Raw genomic sequence first — 17,078 nt, 5'->3', positions numbered from 1 at the left:
GTATGTCTCCCCTAAAAAAAACAGCAATTTAACAGCCACCTAAAGAATATTATACTACAATTTTGCAAAAATGCACAATTTATAAGCCTTTTCGGGAATTATTTCGTAAATTGTCAGACATGTTCACGGTTTACAGGGTTGGCTCCCCCAGAAACTCCGTCAATATGCCCTTGTTAAGATTCTCTCCTATCACAATTAAAACTGCTCTGTCCGCACTGACCTCTTTTTCTGTAATACCTTGCCTATTGGCATTTATTTCATAAAAAGAGTCTGCATTCCCTTTTACTACACCTTTAATACGATGGACAAAGCCGCAGCGAGAATCTGCAAATATTTTTCTGATATTATCCCGAAGTAATTCCTGCTCCATTGTAAAATCGAAATAAAAAATAGTATCAAATTTATTTCCGTCAACAATTGGCATCTTAATATAACTCATTTTATTATATCCACAATTAATTATTCTACTAAAGTCCTTATCGCCCAGCTTGTTCCAATCAGCATCTATAATTTCAATATTTGTGTTTTCCTTAAGACATCCAAACTGCTTCATTGTTTCTTCAAGAAACTTTTTGGAATAATCCAGCTCCTGTCTGCTGCATAAACCTGCTTTACTGAATAATATTATTCCTGCTCCTGCAGCCTCAGTAGCAAGGATATATTTAGAATTATCCGAAATATTTTTATCCTGGGTCGGATCCACAATGCATATCACATTGCCGATTTCATACCATCTATCCAGTGGTTCTTCATATATCAGATCAAAAAACTCATCAGGATCAAATATACCCGAAGGCTCGATGATCACTCTCTCATAGCCCTGCATGGCCATGGAGATCAATTTTGTCTTAAGTCTCCTTTTATGGGCTTCCTGACCATCTCCCCCTACGATCATCTCAAGATTACAGTTGTCCGATTCCAGTTCTCGAAGCATGACCATATCCACATTTATGGCGCCAAAGTCATTCTCAATGATGCATATCCTCTCATTGTTATCAATAAAATATCGCGCGTATTTCTTAATAAAAGTTGTTTTACCTGAGCCCAAAAATCCAGTAATTAAATCTAGCTTTATCATTTCTTCATCCCGTTTCTATTTAATTTTTATTTATAATTTAATCATAAGGTAATTTTATTTTCATACATAATATATCGGAATATGATAATATATCCTTGTATAACCTTGTGGAGGAAACGCCTATGAAATGGACTAAAATTATAGCCTCAACCCTGCTTGCGGCGATGCTGGCATCTTCTCTTTCAGGATGTGGCGCAGAACAAAAAAATACAGCCTCAACAGGCGATACATCGCTTACTATCGCAGCAAGGGACGGATCTTTTACCGATGTTATCAATTCGGTAAAGGGTAAATTCGAATCTGAGCACGGATGCACGATAAAAGTCGTTTCTATGTCCGCAAATGACATTCGAAGCCAGGTGCTTACCGATGCTTCAAACAATGTGGCTACATATGACATTGTCATGATAGATGACCCATTAATGCCTGAATATATTGAACAGAATATTCTTTGCAACCTGACTTCTCTTGGTTATTCCGATGATGAAGATTTTGTTGAAAAATCCAGGCTGCTGGGCAAGGATCCATACCCACTGGGAGCCACCTACGCGCTTCCGTTCTCCGGAAATGTCCAATTATTATTTTACAATAAAAACCTTACCGGCTCCAACCCGGACATGTCTGATTGGGAAAGCATATTAAATATCTGTCAGGAGGCCAAGGATAGCGGGAAAAACGGCTACGTAATCCGAGGACAGAGCGGAAATCCCATCGTTTCCGACTTTCTTCCGATTCTTTGGGCTTTCGGCGGAGATATATTTGATTCAAACAACAATGTTATCATTGATTCACAGGAAAGCAGGGATGCACTTGAATTCTACTGTAAGTTGCTCGCTACCGGTGCAAATCTCGAAAAAGATGACCTCATTAGCAATATCAACTCCGGAGAAGGAGCTATCGCTTTAGGATGGCCTTCATGGTTTATATCGGGAAGTGGTCAGACTGCAGAAATTGCTCAGATCCCCGGTAAAAAAACAGCTTCTTCTGCTGCTTTACCAACCGGCGAGATTGGTAACTGGCTCCTGGGGGTAACCAAAAATTCTGCAAATAAAGAACTTGCACTGGAACTTGCAATCTACCTTACCAGCGAAGAAGTTCAGCGCGAATCCTTGAAAGACGGCGGTATCCCTACAAGGAAGAGTATTTTCAGAGATGAGGCTATTATCCAGCAATATCCTTATTTTGAAGCAATTTACAAAGGCACCAATAATTCAAGAGTTCGCCCAAGAACAACCAAATGGTCCCGTATTGAGGAAGTGTTCGGAAAAGAGCTTGTAAGCTGCATAAACGGTGAACAATCCGTCAGTGAAACCATCATGAAATCTCAGACAGAGATTAATAAACTTGCCAATGAATAAAATATAAATAATCGATAAAAAAAATACAGCGCTACCGTTCAATCGGTAGCGCCTTTTATATTATTTATCTATTTCATCACTTATTTCTTTCTTTAATTCCAATAATGATTTGCCTGTAAGCCTTGCTATTCCTGCAATGTCATCATATTCAAGTTTTTCTCTGCACACTTCGTGGCCATAGGATTTTTTTACTCTGACTTCTCCGTAAGGAGTATCTATTTTCCTGATTTCACGTGCCATGACATATCTGTTGCAGATATTTTCCCGGATTCCAATGGTTGTTGTATGCTTAAACATCAGATCTACCATTTTTTCGCGTTCATCAGTCCTGCACATGCAGCTGATAACTGTACCCGGCCTGCCCTTCTTCATTCCTACAGCTGTGGTATAAACTTCCACAGCTCCTGCTTCAAATAACATATCTATAGCAAATCCTATTTCTTCAGCGGTCATATCATCCACATTACATGATATTTCCACTATTTGCTCTGTATCTTCTCTTGCATTGCCTAAAACAGCTCTTAAACAATTGGCCTGAGGGAAATCCTTTTTTCCCATGCCATAACCGATTTTTTCCGGAACCATAACAGGCTGATTTGAAAAATCAAAAGCAAAATACTTGATAAGAGCTGCTCCTGTGGGCGTACATAGCTCAGATTCAATATTGCTCTGATAACAGGGAATCCCCTCCAAAAGCACTGCTGTAGCAGGTGCAGGTATAGGAAGAATACCATGTGCTGTTTTAACAGTTCCTCCCCCAACATTGATAGGAGAAACAATTACTTTTTCCGGATCAAGCTCGTGCATCAGGTAACAAAATGCAGTAATATCTGCAATTGCATCCATGTTACCCACCTCATGAAAATGTATTTCCTGAACCGGAACGCCATGCACTTTACTTTCAGCTTCAGCCAGTAGCTCATAAACTTCACGGATGTCGCTCTTGATTTCTTTGTTAATGTTCAGATTTTCTATGATTTCTTCGATATCATACAATGATTTGTGGGAATGATGATGTTCATGAGTATGTTTATGGTCATGATCATGCTCATAGGAATGCTCGTGGGAATGGCCTGGCTCTTCCTCTTCGCCATTTATAATTACTCTCAGATGATTTCCCACAATTCCACACTTAGTTGATTCTTCCAGCCGGAATTCTACAAAAGGGATGCCTATTTCATTTAAATCCTTTAAAATAGCATCTGTTTCATCAAATAATCCCAGAAGTGCTGCTCCAAGCATATCCCCTGCTGCACCCATCTTACATTCCAGATAAAGAGTTTTCATAAAGAACCTCCATTTTCTATGTCAATCCTCAATAACAACATTCCTAAGTGCTACATCTCTGCCTTCAATGATCCTTGCTTTTCTTCCGCCGCAATGGGGGCATAAATACCTGTTTTCACGAACAGGATAATATTCTTTATTACATTCTTCGCAAAAAGCCTTTACCGGTATCTCCAGGCATTCAAGCTCGGCTCCTTCAAGAACTGTCCCCTTTGACGCTTCAGGATAGTATTTATACATGTAATATGGCATTACACCGCTTGTTTTTCCTACATCTACGACTATTTTCGTGACTTTTTTTGCTCCGTTCTTCTCAGCAACCTCAGCTGCCATCGAAATCATCCTCATCAGATAGCTCATTTCATGCATATAAGTCCTCTTAAAACATTTTATTATATTTTTTATTTTATTATCATTTTATCGCAATTTAATTGATTATGCATATATATAGTCAATAATAGTATTATAAGGAGGTGTACTATGTCCCACAATCTTGTCAAGCAATGCATGGGCTGCGGAAGGACCTTTACGGCCCGCAACAGCAATATGCCGTTTTGTTGCAAAGCCTGTAAAATACGGTATTCTTACCACTATACATTCAGATGCCGCGATTGCAGAAATGCCTCCTGCGAAGTCAGAAACGAAAGTCTTCAGGGCTGCGCATATGACTGCCCAAATTTAAAATGGAATCCATAAAGCATATAATAGCGCAAGTTATTATATGCTTTTTTATTGTCCTAAAATATAATTAATAAATTGCTGCGCTGTTCTTCCGGAAATTCCTCCGTGATTTAATTCCCACCTGTCTGCTTCCCTGAATAATTGCTCTTTTTCCATGGTTATTCCATGCCTTGCAGCCAGTTCTGAAACAATATCATAATATTCCTGCCTTGAAGGCTTATAATACCCTATCGTTACTCCGAATCTGTTTGCAAGAGACAGTTTTTCCTCCATGGTATCGGAACGATGAATATCGCCATCCTGCTCAACATCTCTTCTGTCTTTCCATGTCTCTTTGATAAGATGACGTCTGTTTGAAGTTGCATAGATCAGGATATTATCCGGTTTAGTCTCCACACCGCCTTCAATTACGGCTTTCAGAAACTTATAATCTGACTCATCCTCTTCGAAGGAAAGATCGTCCATATATATGATAAATTTGTAATTTCTGTTTTTAAGCTGTGCAATGAGCTGTGAAAGCAGCCTGAACTGATATTTATATATCTCGATCATTCTAAGACCGTCGCCGTAAAACTCATTGACTATTGCCTTGATACTTGTTGATTTTCCTGTTCCTGAGTCTCCAAACAGCAGCACATTATTTGCTTTTTTGCCTGCAACAAAAGCTTTGGTATTGTCTATAAGCTTCTTTTTCTGAATCTCATAGCCCACCAGATCATCAAGAACTACTTTGTCCATATTGTTGATTGCGGTAAATTCTACCTCACCTGCTTCTTTTTCCCTGATTCTGAAGGCTTTATTCAGTCCGAAGTATCCAACACCTATTTTTTTATAAAAATCGGTAATACAGGCAAAAAATTCGTCATCTGATGCTGTTTTTTCCAGCTGCTCGCTCAAAGCCCTTACTTTCTCACTTACGTTTGAATTATACATAAGTTCAGGCTTATCTATAGCTCTATAGTCCGTTATACAGGAAAAACAGTCTATGCCTAACTTTTCTTCCAGCTCTGAAAAATCATAGTTGAAAAGTTCCCTGTATGCATGAAAATCATTTATGGCAAAATGATTCACGCTTCCATCCTTGCTGCCTACCTTCTCACAGGTGAGACTAAATGGGTTTTCATCCATGATCAGCAGATAAGTCAGATAATTGTGCCATAAATTCTTATCAAACGCACAGCTAGTCCCTAATACCAGAAGTTTCTTTACTTCTTTGTATACCCTGGATATAAGATCCTCTTTGTTATATTCAAGACTGTGAAGATCTCTGCAGACTTTTGACAAATTCAAAAGAATAGAATCCTCAGGCAAATCCCCGTATATTAATAGCTTCGCCACAATACGTTCCATTTTATCCTCCATTTCAGGCCCCAAGGTCTGATAAAGCGCTACAGTACTATTAATTCAGATTATTATAAAATCATCCATATTGTAAATATTATATTTTTATTATTTTCCAATTCTGTGCAATATAAAATATATAACACATATAAATCAGATAAATCGTTATATGTGTTATATATCATTTCGTTAAAGCCTCATTTTTGGGTTTTTCTCGTAATAAAATAATCCATATATGATATATATCATATATGGATTATCTATTTTTTTAGTTATCTACCAGCAACTTTTCAAGTTCATCAAAATCATAATTGTTCTGTTCAAAATTCATGAATGAATTATTCTGAGCTTTCTTTGGCTTTGCCTTATTGAGATAATATTCATTTTTGATGCATTCCTTCATGAAAGCTATTGGAACCTCAATTGTAGTATTATAGGTCTGCATATATTCATATGCTTTTTTAACCTTTTCAATATCATACTCCGCAGTTTCCGCAATCTCTCTGATCTCTCTAAGCTTGAAATCATCATGCATCAGGTCGATCAGTTCATCCAATATCTCATCTTTATTGGCGGGAACTACTTTTTCCTTTTCTGAGATAATATCCTTTTTATTTACAAAGAACCTGATTCCTACGGTCTTTCTGCCGCTTTTCATGGGTTCATAATCTACTTCAAGACTTGTCTTAAGATTAAGCTCGTCCTTAGTCTTACTCAGAACATTTCTATTGAAAATCTTATATTCTTTGTATTTGGTTTGGCCCAATTTCTCGGCAATTTCATCGATTTTATCGTAATCAGGATAGTCTTTACCGAGCTCATTCTTTATTTCTTTACTGCCGCCGGAATTGATTACTCCAAGCTCCAGCTTGAGCTCAGTCAGATTATATTCAATGACCTGCACACCGGCCTCTTTTGTGATATATCTCTTATGATCATAAGCAGATTTAAGCATCTCATATAATCGTAATGAATATACGCTCTTGAGACTCAAAGTATCGGATAAACTCAGTACAGTGTAGTCTTTTTTCAGATTTACTATTTTATCTGTTAATGAATTGTTATATCTTAATGTCAGAGTACCGTTTTTGAAAGAAGCATCAGTAACCACCTGATGAGCCTCAATTTTGCCATTTTCCTTGTCCTTCATAAGAAGATTCCAGTCAAATATTGTGGCTCCCTTAATCTGTCGGTCGCAAAGCGCTTCTATATGCTCATATAATGATCCTGAGCTTGATTTAAACATTTTCCTGAGCTCTGATCCATATATAGTAGCTACAACATTGTTAGTATCATCCACTGTAATATTCTGCATTCCTATGGCAAAAAGCTTCTGGCTCAGCGCCGTTCCCTTTCCCATAGCATTGATCAGTTCATTGGATTTCTTGTAGCTCTTGCTGCTGACAATAAGCTGCTCTTTTTTGTCCTTTTGCATGTCACCCCCACTGGATATTCCTTTTTTATACACCTTTAAGGAACCGGGATTCTTCCTTTTTCTGTCACCTACGAAGTAATTAGAAATAAATAACGTTCCCTTTTTGTAAACTCTATAATTTATTATATTCCCTTTTTTGTCACTTTCAAGCTATTTTTTCCCATATTTAGTGGGTTTTGGCCTCTTCGATTTCTATATTTTGTTGACTTTATTAGTTAATACTCTGAGTTCCCTTTCTATGCACCTTTCAAGATATACGCGCCCTTTTATATCTCTATTGACCGTTTCAGATTGACTAAAAAGGTTATTTTTATTCCCAAATTATTCACTTTTAACATGTATATCCTTGTATTTTCTTTATATCTGTTTAAGTCCTGATTATATGAGGATCCTTTGTGCTCATTTGGACGTCTGAATACTATTCTATTCCTATTTTGTTCACCTTTAAGTCATAATACTATAAAATTATTCCCTTTTTAGTCACCTTTTATATGTTTCAATATCGCAGCTTGCTCCTTCACTCTTCTATAATCCTTTCAATATATTTTCATTCCCTTTTTTATTACCTATAGATTCCCTTTTTGGTCACCTTAATCATTTTCATACCTTCTTGAAGCCTGTATATTAGAGCATTTAAGCTTTTTTATGATAAAAAAAGAGACAGAAATGAATCTTATTCCCTTTCCTGTCACCTTTCGTCCCTTTATATGATCTTATAGCCCCAATTTATGTCACTTTTCAGGTTTTCTGCAACACGCCAATTCATATAACTTATACTACCCAAATACTTAACCTTTGAGCCCCTTTTTGATTACTTATTTTTCCCTTTTTAGTCACCTAAAACCAGGATAAATCCAGTATCCATGCTACTTCCTGATTATATTAATTAATAATAAATTGTAGTTTTATTTAAATAAATAAACAACATCTTTGGAGTAATCAAAATATTAGTGCTACTGGATGTTCTATTTCCTTTTTTGTTTCTTTTATATTTTAAGAAAATAAGTCCGGAAATGGAAGAATTTAATTTAATAAAAGATTTTTGATCAGATGTTATTTAGAATTTTAACATTTTATCTTAAAATTGAATTATTAATTTTTGATTTTATTATATTAGATAAGAATTGATTGCAAGTTAAAATTTATATTATATTTACATATAATTATTATATTTTCTTACTTTTTTTAATAATAAATCATAACAATTATTTAATATCAATTATTTTTTATATTTATATTATTTAAGATATCTTCCTATATCTACTTGCATTTTGAAGAATACATTTCAACTGTTTAACTGACCATTTTAGATTATTAATCGACTCATTTGGTAAATTTTTTAGTTTATTTTCTATTTATAAACTCTAAGTAACATATATTATTATATCTAAATATAATTATACGTGAAAACAGCGGAAATACATGATATATATCTTTTGATATTATAATAATTCTATTACTTTCTAATTGATATTATGCATATTTACTTGCAAACACTATATATTAATTATGCATACATTTATTATTTATATCGATTTTATCTATTATTTTAATAATAATTTGTTTTGCAATTACATGATATTATAATTTATAAATTGTATATAATGTATTTTTTCGTTTTTGATACTTTTCACCTGTCTTATTTATCATTAAGGGAATAAATAATGCAATAAAGAGAAAAATGATTAATATCACCACTATTCTTGATCAATATTAATACAATCCTATAATTTTTGATCTGGCACTCTTTTTTTGCTCTATCTTCTTCCAGGCTCAAAATTTTGATAAATATATAGGCTATAAATCATTATTATTTCAGCTTATAAAGTTATTGTCCTGGGTTTAATTGTGATGAGTGATCATCATGTATATCTATATGTTACATATAAGATATGTAGAACATATAAAATATATTATATCAATTTATTAATTAATATATATTTATTATATCTAATATAATTGATCTATGCAATATTTATATTAATGAATATATATTTATTAAATTACATATTTCTATTAAATATGCAATTTAACAAATATTAGTAATATAAGATATATAGTACATACATAATATAAAACACATTTATAAAATGAAATATTTAATTTCTATAGATTATATAATATAGATATAAATATGTATTATTGAAGATATATATAATATTTCATTTTAATAATATATTGACAATATAATAAATATAGACTATCTATAAAATATAGAGAATAGAAGATATATAACATATTCATTTAATATTTAAGATATATAATATCAATAATAAATATAAAAGATATATATATATTTATATGTTCATAGTTGTTATAAAAAACATATAACAAAAATATTTTGGCTTTATAATCCAGAATCACGGAAATAAAAAGACCTGGATTCGAAAATGTTAATACATATATGTTATATAACAATGCTGAAATGAAACTGCTAGATCATATCTGCTCTGGGGTAATTCAATACAACATTTATTTAAAATATATATAATATATATAATTATTTAAATAATATCCAGCTGACATTTAGAAAAATATTTATAATGCATGAAATATAAGTTATATAATATTGTGGATCAATATTCTAAATAGAAAATTATATAAAATATATATCTATGAATATGATATATTTATGTTATATATTATATAGATACAAATTTGATAAATTACATATAATATAACATGTTTATATGATATATAACATATAAACATAGAATATATGGATGTTAAATATGTGATTCAAGTTATATAACATGAATATATAATATATTATATTTTTTGAAATATATACAATATATAAAAAGAAGAATATAAATAATATAAATATAATTGATGAATAAAGATATAATTTATATGTGTCATATATCATAAAGAGGGGATTATAGATGTTATATATCATATATTTTAAATATAGAATATAACAAAGATATAAAAAATATTACATATTGAAAATAAATAGAATAATATATATAATATCATGTGGGGAAATAATAAAATAAATAACATATATAAGTTTTATAGGAGGAGATATGCGTATTATTGCTTTCAGTAATCAGAAAGGCGGTGTAGCCAAGACTACATCCAGTTATGCTATGGCTGTAGGCCTTGCAAATAGGGGGTATAAGGTTCTTGTGGTAGATGCGGATCCACAGGAAAATCTTTCAATGACAGCAGGCATCGACCTGAATGAGATAGATCCTGATCCTGAGGATATTGAGAACCTTACAGAGGAAGAACAGAGATATTTTTATGATAATGTTCCTGCTAAGCTTTTTGAGGTTATGAGCGGCGATAAGGACATCAACAAAGCAATTATTCCCATCGGAGAGAATCTTGACCTGATCATAGGCGGAATTGATCTTGCATCAGCGGATATGACCTTCAATATGGTTGCCAGAGAGCGACTTATCAAGAACGCATTCAAAAAGATCAAAAAAGAGTATGATTTCTGCGTATTTGACTGCAGCCCTGCCCTGGGAGTGGTACTGATGAATATTCTTACCGTTGCGGATGAAGTAATAATACCGCTTGAGCCAGGTGCATACTCACTTCAGGGATTATCAAGACTCTATAAGTTTATAGACCAGATTCACGATTTTACCAATGATAAATTAAAGGTTTCCGGAATCCTTGTAACCAAGGTAAGAAACACATCCAATTCAAAGATTTGGATCAGTGATATTGAAGAAAAGGCAGAGCTTCTGGGAACCAAGGTATACGACTCCAAGATAAGACTTAATGTTTCAGTTGAAGAAGCGCAGACAATGAAAATGGATCTGTTTGCATATTCAAGAGGATCACAGGCTGCAAGAGACTATGATGATTTCATTGATGAGTATTTAGGAGGGGATAAGTAATGGCAAGCAAAGCTAGTATGTTAAAACAGGGCGCCAAAAAGACCGGTACAGGACTTTTTCAGGGCATGAAACCACTTAATGCTGCAAGTGAAAAAGAGGAGGCAAAAACAGCCTCTAATGCAGAAAAAAAGGCACCTGTGAAGGAAGAGGCAAAGGACACCGAGAAGGTGGTGGAAAAACCTGAAATTATACCTGAGATCAAGCCGGAAAAAGAGCCAGTAGCGGAAATGGTTAATGAGCCTGCTCCGGAGCCTGTAGTGGCTACAGAACCGCAGCCAGTTGTTTCCAAGGATCCTGAGCCAATACCTGAACCTGTACCTGAAACCATACCTGAACCACAGCCCACAATTGTTCCTGCAGCGCCATACGTACAGAATGAGCAGCCACAGCAGTATCAGCAGCCTTATGTTCAGCCGGTTAATCCCATGCCTGCTCAGACTATGCCTCAGTACATGAATCAGCCCGTAAATCAGCCCCAGTATGCTAACCAGTATGCAAATAACCTTCAGCAGATAAATCAGCCTTTAATGCAGGCACAGTACAACAATCAGTATGCAGCAATCCAGCAGCCTGTAATGCCTCAGCAGCCGGCAAGAAGAGGAAGAGCAGCATCTTCAGCATCAGGGGAGAAAAACAGCAGATATGAGAAGGATAAATTCCTTCTTTTGGACATCAGAGGATACAGAGACTATGTTGAACATATGGCTAAAGCAGCCAATATGTCAGCAACTAAGTACATCAGAAGTCTTATCGAGCAGGATATGATGAAAAATATGGATATTTATCAGGCTCATAAAGAACTCGAAGAAAGACTTAGAGGAAGACAATAAAAAATTTATCTTGAGAAAAGCAGGAAAAAAGCCTTGGGACCGGAAGTCTCAAGGCTTTTTTAGCATATTATTAAATTATTTCTTTTTGCCGTTAACAGCGTCCTTAAGAGCCTTACCAGCTTTGAACTTAGGAACTGTAGCTGCAGGAATCTTGATGCTTGCGCCAGTCTGAGGGTTCTTACCAGTTCTAGCTGCTCTCTTAGCAGTCTCGAATGTACCGAAGCCAACAAGCTGAACTTTGCCTTTCTTCTTAAGTTCCTTAGAAACAGCGTCTGTGAAAGCCTTAACAGCCTTCTCGGATTCCTTCTTGGTAAGACCGGTCTCTTTTGCAATAGCATCAACAAGTTCTGTCTTATTCATGGATTTTACCTCCCTCAAAATAGGATTATTAAACTACAAAAAAAATTGTACACCCATTTTATGCGCTATACAAGACGTTTTGTGCGCAAAAATGCCTAAAATAATAGCGGTTTTTAGTGCACTATACTTAAAAACCGCTAAATTCAATACTTTTTAAAATAAACTCCGGGATAATTCAGAGCAAATCAGAGAGTTGAAACAGTGGATCTGTAAAGTTTAGTAAAGAAGAAGGTTGAAAGAACAAGTGAGGCTAATTCCGCAATAGGGAAGGCAAACCACACATTTGCAAGTACTCCGGTTCTGGACAAAAGCCAGGCTGCAGGAATAAGCACAACCAATTGACGGCCTACAGATACGATAAGAGAATAAAAACTCTTGGAAAAGGCCTGGAATATGGATCCCATGGCTATACAAACCCCTGCCAGCGGGAATGAGAGGCAAATAGTACGAAGAGCTGGAACGCCGATGCTGATCATCTCATCTGAAGCGTTGAATAAATGCAGAAGCGCTTCGGGAATGGATAAGAAGCATACAGCACCGATACACATGATTGAAACGGCAAGTATCAGAGCAAATTTAAGAGATTCTTTGATCCTGGCCTTGTTTCTGGCTCCGTAATTATATGCAAGAACGGGAATAAGACCATTGTTAAGTCCGAAAACAGGCATAAAGAAGAAGCTCTGAAGTCTGAAATAAACACCAAATACAGAGATGGCTATAGATGAAAATGTACCAAGGATAAGGTTCATCATATAGGTCATTACAGAACCGATTGACATCATAAGAATTGAGGGAACACCTACATAGTAGATATCTCTGATGGTTGAGGAATCGGGAGCGATAATTTTGTGAAAACTAAAATTAATTTCTTTATTAAATCTCAAATTGCAAAAGATACCGATGGAACAACCGATTAACTGGCCTAAAATAGTGGCATATGCAGCACCTGCAACTCCAAGAGCAGGAATAGGACCAAATCCAAAGATAAAAAGAGGATCAAAAATAATATTAACAATAGCACCTGTTCCCTGAGAGATCATGCTGAAAAGAGTCTTTCCTGTTGACTGGAGAAGTCGCTCAAAAGTCATCTGGAAAAACAGTGCCACTGAAAAACAGCAAATAATACTGAGGTATTCTGTTCCATAGGACCTGATTATTGGATCTGAAGTCTGAGTGTTAATAAAAGCACCGGCGAAAAATATTCCGATAACCAGGAAAATGATGTAATTGATAAATGTAAGCAGAAGTCCGTTATTTGCAGCTGAATCAGACTTTGCAAAATCCTTTGCGCCAAGAGAACGGGATAAAAGAGCATTTATTCCGACACCGGTACCGGAGCTGACTGCAATCATCAGATTTTGCATGGGGAATGCAAGTGTAACTGCGGCAAGTGCGGATTGGCCATCACCAATCTGGGCAACGAATATACTGTCAACAACATTGTAGAGAGCCTGCACAAGCATCGAAAGCATCATTGGCAGGGACATGCTGATTATCAGCTGTTTTACGGGCATTACACCCATTTTGTTTTCTTTTGTGTTCATCTGAATATCCTTTTCTATAATTTGTTTTTCGCTCAAAGTACAAAGTATAGCATGTATTTAAAATAATCATAAGAGAATTTTCTATTGTGTAACACAAATAAATAAATATTTAAAATAATTATGCATTTTTTCCTTGCTGTATAAATTAAAAAGACTGATGGAATACAGATCTGAGCAGGGAATTAAATTATTATTCTGAATAAATTGTGTTATTTTTTCGTAAGTTTCATCAATGTTGATATCCATATTGTCATGGTAGCAGGTGACGGCAAGAGTACTGTTTAAAGGCCTGCTTTGAATATTATCGGCAGGTAGAAGAGATAAACTGACAATGCTGTTATAAACATATTTTTTATTCACAAGATCGGCATAAGAAATAGTCACACCGGTGGGAAATCCGGAAAGAGCACCTTCACTTGAGGTTGTTTTTAGGTGAACGGAAATGTCTGATGCTATGTCAGCTGTGTGATATGCTTTACCGGAATTTTTAATTTCAGTTGCGGTTATACTGATCTCGGGAATAATGTCCAGAGAAGGGATTCCGGAATTATCGGAATCATATTTTCCAAGTATCCACATAGCGAGATGGAGAGAACTGATTTTTTTATTTATCAGATAAAGCTGCATCTGCATATCAAGAATTTTGGAATTAACCATGTTTGTGAGACTATCCTTGGTGGAATTATGAATTATATTTTTAATTTCTTTTATCGAACAACCCGCCTGCCTCATTGTGCTGATAAAAAAGAATGAGCTGATCTGTGAAGCTGAATAATAATGGTATCCGTTTTCGGAATCGATTCTTGGAATCAGAATATCCTGCTCATAATAATATCTCAAAGTGTCTCTTGTGGTTTCACAGAGCTTGGCGAATTGTCCTACGCTGAGTGAATAATCCATTTTATCCCCGGAATAATTATTTTTGTCCATATTTGCCCTCTAATTTCGATTTTTGTGTCAAAAACGATAAGTAAGTCATAAAAATGGTTTTCGGGGCTAAAATGCCCCAAATTTTGATGGTTATAATTTCGATAAAATTTATTCAAAAAAATTCTTGACCTGGGGGTAAGCCCCAAGTTTATTGTAGCAAAGAAATAAGTGATTTCAAGGGCTTTTTGGGCACAAGTGACTGAAAAAGGAATAAAAGGTGAACAAAAAGGGAATGGAAAATTAAGGGAAAAGGAGAATGAAAAATGAAAGACGTTAAGGGAACAATCATCAGAATAATTGCGGAGTATCTGGACAAGGAGGAATCAGAGATCAAAGCCACAGACACTTTTACAGATATTGGACTTGATTCACTGGACATTATGGAGCTTGTTATGCAGATGCAGGAAGAACTGGATTGCAAGATCGAACTTTCACAGGAGATAACAACTATTGAAAAACTTGCAGAACTGATCGAGAAGCAGTAAGAGGAGCAGAAATGGAAAAAAATCCGATTTGCGAGCTGCTGGGCATAGAATATCCGGTTATTCAGGGAGGAATGGCCTGGATTGCAGACGCTGAGCTGGCAGCTGCGGTATCAAATGCAGGAGGCCTGGGGCTTATAGCCGCGATGAACTCAAACGGTGAGCAGCTCAGGGAGCAGATAAAAAAGGCGAAGAGTCTGACGGATAAGCCCTTTGGTGTAAATCTCATGCTGATGAGTCCATATATCGAAGAAGCCGTGGATGTGGTCTGCGAAGAAAAAATAAAGGTTGTTACCACGGGAGCGGGAAACCCTGCGAAATACATGGAAAAACTCAAAAATGCAGGAGTAAAGGTGATCTGCGTGGTAGCCAGTGTGCCCCTGGCTGTTATGACCGAGAGGATGGGAGCCTGTGCGGTGGTAGCAGAGGGATGTGAATCCGGAGGCCATGTAGGTGAAACAACGACAATGGCGCTGGTGCCACAGGTTGTTGATGCTGTGAACATCCCTGTAATTGCAGCAGGAGGAATAGCAGACGGCCGTGGAATGGCTGCAGCGTTTATGCTGGGAGCCAAGGCTGTCCAGATGGGAACAAGATTCCTTACGGCAAAAGAATGTAATGTTCATCAGAATTATAAGGAAAAAGTATTAAAAGCCAAGGACAGAGACACAATCGTTACGGGAAAAAGTCTTGGACATCCGGTAAGAGCGCTGAAAAATAGAATGACACGTGATTTTAATGAATTGGAGTCAAAGGCAGATACACCTGCAGAGGTACTTGAAAAGATGGGAGCAGGGGCCCTCAGGAGAGCAGCGATTGAAGGGGATGTAAAAACAGGATCCTGCATGTGTGGACAGATCGCAGGTCTGGTAAACAGTGAAAATACCTGCGAGGAAATAGTAACCGGAATATGCAGAGATGCTTTTGTTCTGATGGGTACATGAATGGGAGAAATAAATGGGAAAAATAGCATTTTTACTTGCGGGGCAGGGAAGCCAGTATCCGGGAATGGCAAAGGAATTTTTTGAGAACATAAAAGAAGTGCATGATTTTTTCGGAGTTGCGGAAGCTATAAGGCCGGGAACATTATCTCAGATAATCTGTGGAACAGAAGAAGAGCTGAAAAAAACAGAAAATACCCAGCCCTGTGTGTTTTTGGCTGACATAGCAAGTGTTATGGCATTGGAAAGCGAAGGCATCAAAGCTGATGCAACAGCGGGATTTTCATTGGGAGAAGTGGTTGGACTTGCCGTTTCAAAGGTTATGTCGAAAGAAGATGCATTCAAGCTTGTCTGTTCCAGAGGAAAAGCCATGCAGAAAGCTGCTGAAGAAACAGAAGGAAGCATGGTGGCCGTTCTTAGAATGGACAGGGGTGAACTCGAGCAGGTTTGCGAAGAAACAGGGGTTTTTCCGGTAAATTATAACTGTCCGGGACAGATTGTGGTTTCAGGAAAAAAAGAAAAAATCGAAAATTTAAAAAACAAGCTTTCCGAGAAAAAAATAAGATTCGTCGAGATAGCAGTGGGAGGACCTTTTCACACACCTTATATGAGTAAGGCCACAGAGCATATAAAAAGTGTTCTTCAGGATCAAAAAACATTTAATTTAAATAAATCGGAAATACCTCTTTATGCAAATATGAACGGCAGACCATACCCGGAAAATAAAGCAGATATGGCTGAAACACTGGCTCTTCAGGTATCAAACAGTGTCAGGTGGGAAGAAACCATAAGAAATATGATAGCAGATGGTATTGATACATTTATTGAATGTGGCCCCGGAAAGACATTGTCAGGCTTCGTAAAGAGGATTGCGCCTGAGGCCAGGATTTTTAATGTAAGCGATATGGAGTCTCTGATGAAGGTGAAGGAAGCTCTTGCGGTCTGAATCAGAGG

The 17,078-nt window shown here is 36.2% G+C and carries 14 protein-coding genes; 6 read left to right on the top strand and 8 right to left on the bottom strand.

Features of this window, described 5'->3' with window-relative positions; genetic code table 11:
* Window positions 1-130: 130 nt before the first annotated feature.
* Window positions 131-1,078 (bottom strand): GTP-binding protein, encoded by a 948-nt coding sequence (locus tag T359_RS0118525; RefSeq protein WP_026518680.1) that lies wholly within the window; start codon window positions 1,076-1,078, stop codon window positions 131-133.
* Window positions 1,079-1,200: 122 nt separating this feature from the next.
* On the opposite strand from T359_RS0118525, the gene T359_RS0118520 reads away from it, so the two are divergent.
* Complete coding sequence (locus T359_RS0118520) at window positions 1,201-2,436, top strand: extracellular solute-binding protein (protein WP_026518679.1); 1,236 nt, start codon at window positions 1,201-1,203, stop codon at window positions 2,434-2,436.
* A 60-nt stretch (window positions 2,437-2,496) separates the two neighbouring features.
* Here T359_RS0118520 and larC read toward each other — a convergent pair whose 3' ends face one another.
* The 4 genes from larC to T359_RS0118495 all read right to left on the bottom strand — a co-directional run bounded on the left by larC (window position 2,497) and on the right by T359_RS0118495 (window position 7,180).
* On the bottom strand, window positions 2,497-3,723 hold the full coding sequence (gene larC / locus T359_RS0118515) for a nickel pincer cofactor biosynthesis protein LarC (RefSeq protein ID WP_026518678.1): 1,227 nt from the start codon (window positions 3,721-3,723) through the stop codon (window positions 2,497-2,499).
* A 21-nt stretch (window positions 3,724-3,744) separates the two neighbouring features.
* A complete protein-coding gene (locus tag T359_RS0118510) occupies window positions 3,745-4,083 on the bottom strand; it encodes a hydrogenase maturation nickel metallochaperone HypA/HybF (RefSeq protein WP_026518677.1) in 339 nt (112 codons plus the stop codon).
* A gap of 369 nt (window positions 4,084-4,452) precedes the next feature.
* Window positions 4,453-5,754 carry an ATP-binding protein gene (locus T359_RS0118500; protein WP_026518675.1) on the bottom strand — a complete coding sequence of 434 codons (1,302 nt, stop codon included), beginning with the start codon at window positions 5,752-5,754 and terminating at the stop codon, window positions 4,453-4,455.
* A gap of 259 nt (window positions 5,755-6,013) precedes the next feature.
* Window positions 6,014-7,180: a replication initiation protein gene (locus tag T359_RS0118495; RefSeq protein WP_026518674.1), complete on the bottom strand. Its 1,167-nt coding sequence runs from the start codon at window positions 7,178-7,180 to the stop codon at window positions 6,014-6,016.
* A 3,029-nt stretch (window positions 7,181-10,209) separates the two neighbouring features.
* Here T359_RS0118495 and T359_RS0118490 point away from each other — a divergent pair.
* Together T359_RS0118490 and T359_RS21965 are read left to right on the top strand one after the other, a co-directional pair.
* Complete coding sequence (locus tag T359_RS0118490) at window positions 10,210-11,037, top strand: ParA family protein (RefSeq protein WP_026518673.1); 828 nt, start codon at window positions 10,210-10,212, stop codon at window positions 11,035-11,037.
* Window positions 11,037-11,867 (top strand): hypothetical protein, encoded by an 831-nt coding sequence (locus T359_RS21965; protein ID WP_026518672.1) that lies wholly within the window; start codon window positions 11,037-11,039, stop codon window positions 11,865-11,867. Before T359_RS0118490 ends, T359_RS21965 begins: the two co-directional genes overlap by 1 nt.
* Window positions 11,868-11,942: 75 nt before the next feature.
* Here T359_RS21965 and T359_RS0118480 read toward each other — a convergent pair whose 3' ends face one another.
* From T359_RS0118480 to T359_RS0118470, 3 genes are all read right to left on the bottom strand, one after another.
* Window positions 11,943-12,227 (bottom strand): HU family DNA-binding protein, encoded by a 285-nt coding sequence (locus T359_RS0118480; RefSeq protein ID WP_026518671.1) that lies wholly within the window; start codon window positions 12,225-12,227, stop codon window positions 11,943-11,945.
* 185 nt (window positions 12,228-12,412) lie between these two features.
* The gene (locus tag T359_RS0118475; RefSeq protein ID WP_035785012.1) at window positions 12,413-13,771 is read right to left on the bottom strand and encodes an MATE family efflux transporter; all 1,359 of its coding nucleotides are present in this window, start codon (window positions 13,769-13,771) and stop codon (window positions 12,413-12,415) included.
* Window positions 13,772-13,852: 81 nt separating this feature from the next.
* Entirely contained in the window at window positions 13,853-14,701 is an 849-nt protein-coding gene (locus tag T359_RS0118470; RefSeq protein WP_026518669.1) for a MerR family transcriptional regulator, read from the bottom strand.
* A gap of 263 nt (window positions 14,702-14,964) precedes the next feature.
* Between T359_RS0118470 and T359_RS0118460 the strand changes: the two genes are divergently transcribed.
* From T359_RS0118460 to T359_RS0118450, 3 genes are read left to right on the top strand one after another with little or no spacing between them, the layout of a single operon-like run.
* The gene (locus T359_RS0118460) at window positions 14,965-15,186 is read left to right on the top strand and encodes an acyl carrier protein (RefSeq protein WP_026518668.1); all 222 of its coding nucleotides are present in this window, start codon (window positions 14,965-14,967) and stop codon (window positions 15,184-15,186) included.
* 11 nt (window positions 15,187-15,197) lie between these two features.
* Entirely contained in the window at window positions 15,198-16,127 is a 930-nt protein-coding gene (gene fabK / locus T359_RS0118455; protein ID WP_026518667.1) for an enoyl-[acyl-carrier-protein] reductase FabK, read from the top strand.
* A 13-nt stretch (window positions 16,128-16,140) separates the two neighbouring features.
* Window positions 16,141-17,070 carry an ACP S-malonyltransferase gene (locus tag T359_RS0118450; protein WP_026518666.1) on the top strand — a complete coding sequence of 310 codons (930 nt, stop codon included), beginning with the start codon at window positions 16,141-16,143 and terminating at the stop codon, window positions 17,068-17,070.
* Window positions 17,071-17,078 lie beyond the last annotated feature (8 nt).

The organism is Butyrivibrio sp. MC2021 (genome assembly GCF_000621605.1).
In the GTDB taxonomy this organism is placed as follows: Bacteria; Bacillota; Clostridia; order Lachnospirales; family Lachnospiraceae; genus Butyrivibrio.
This window is presented reverse-complemented; position numbering and strand designations above follow the sequence as displayed.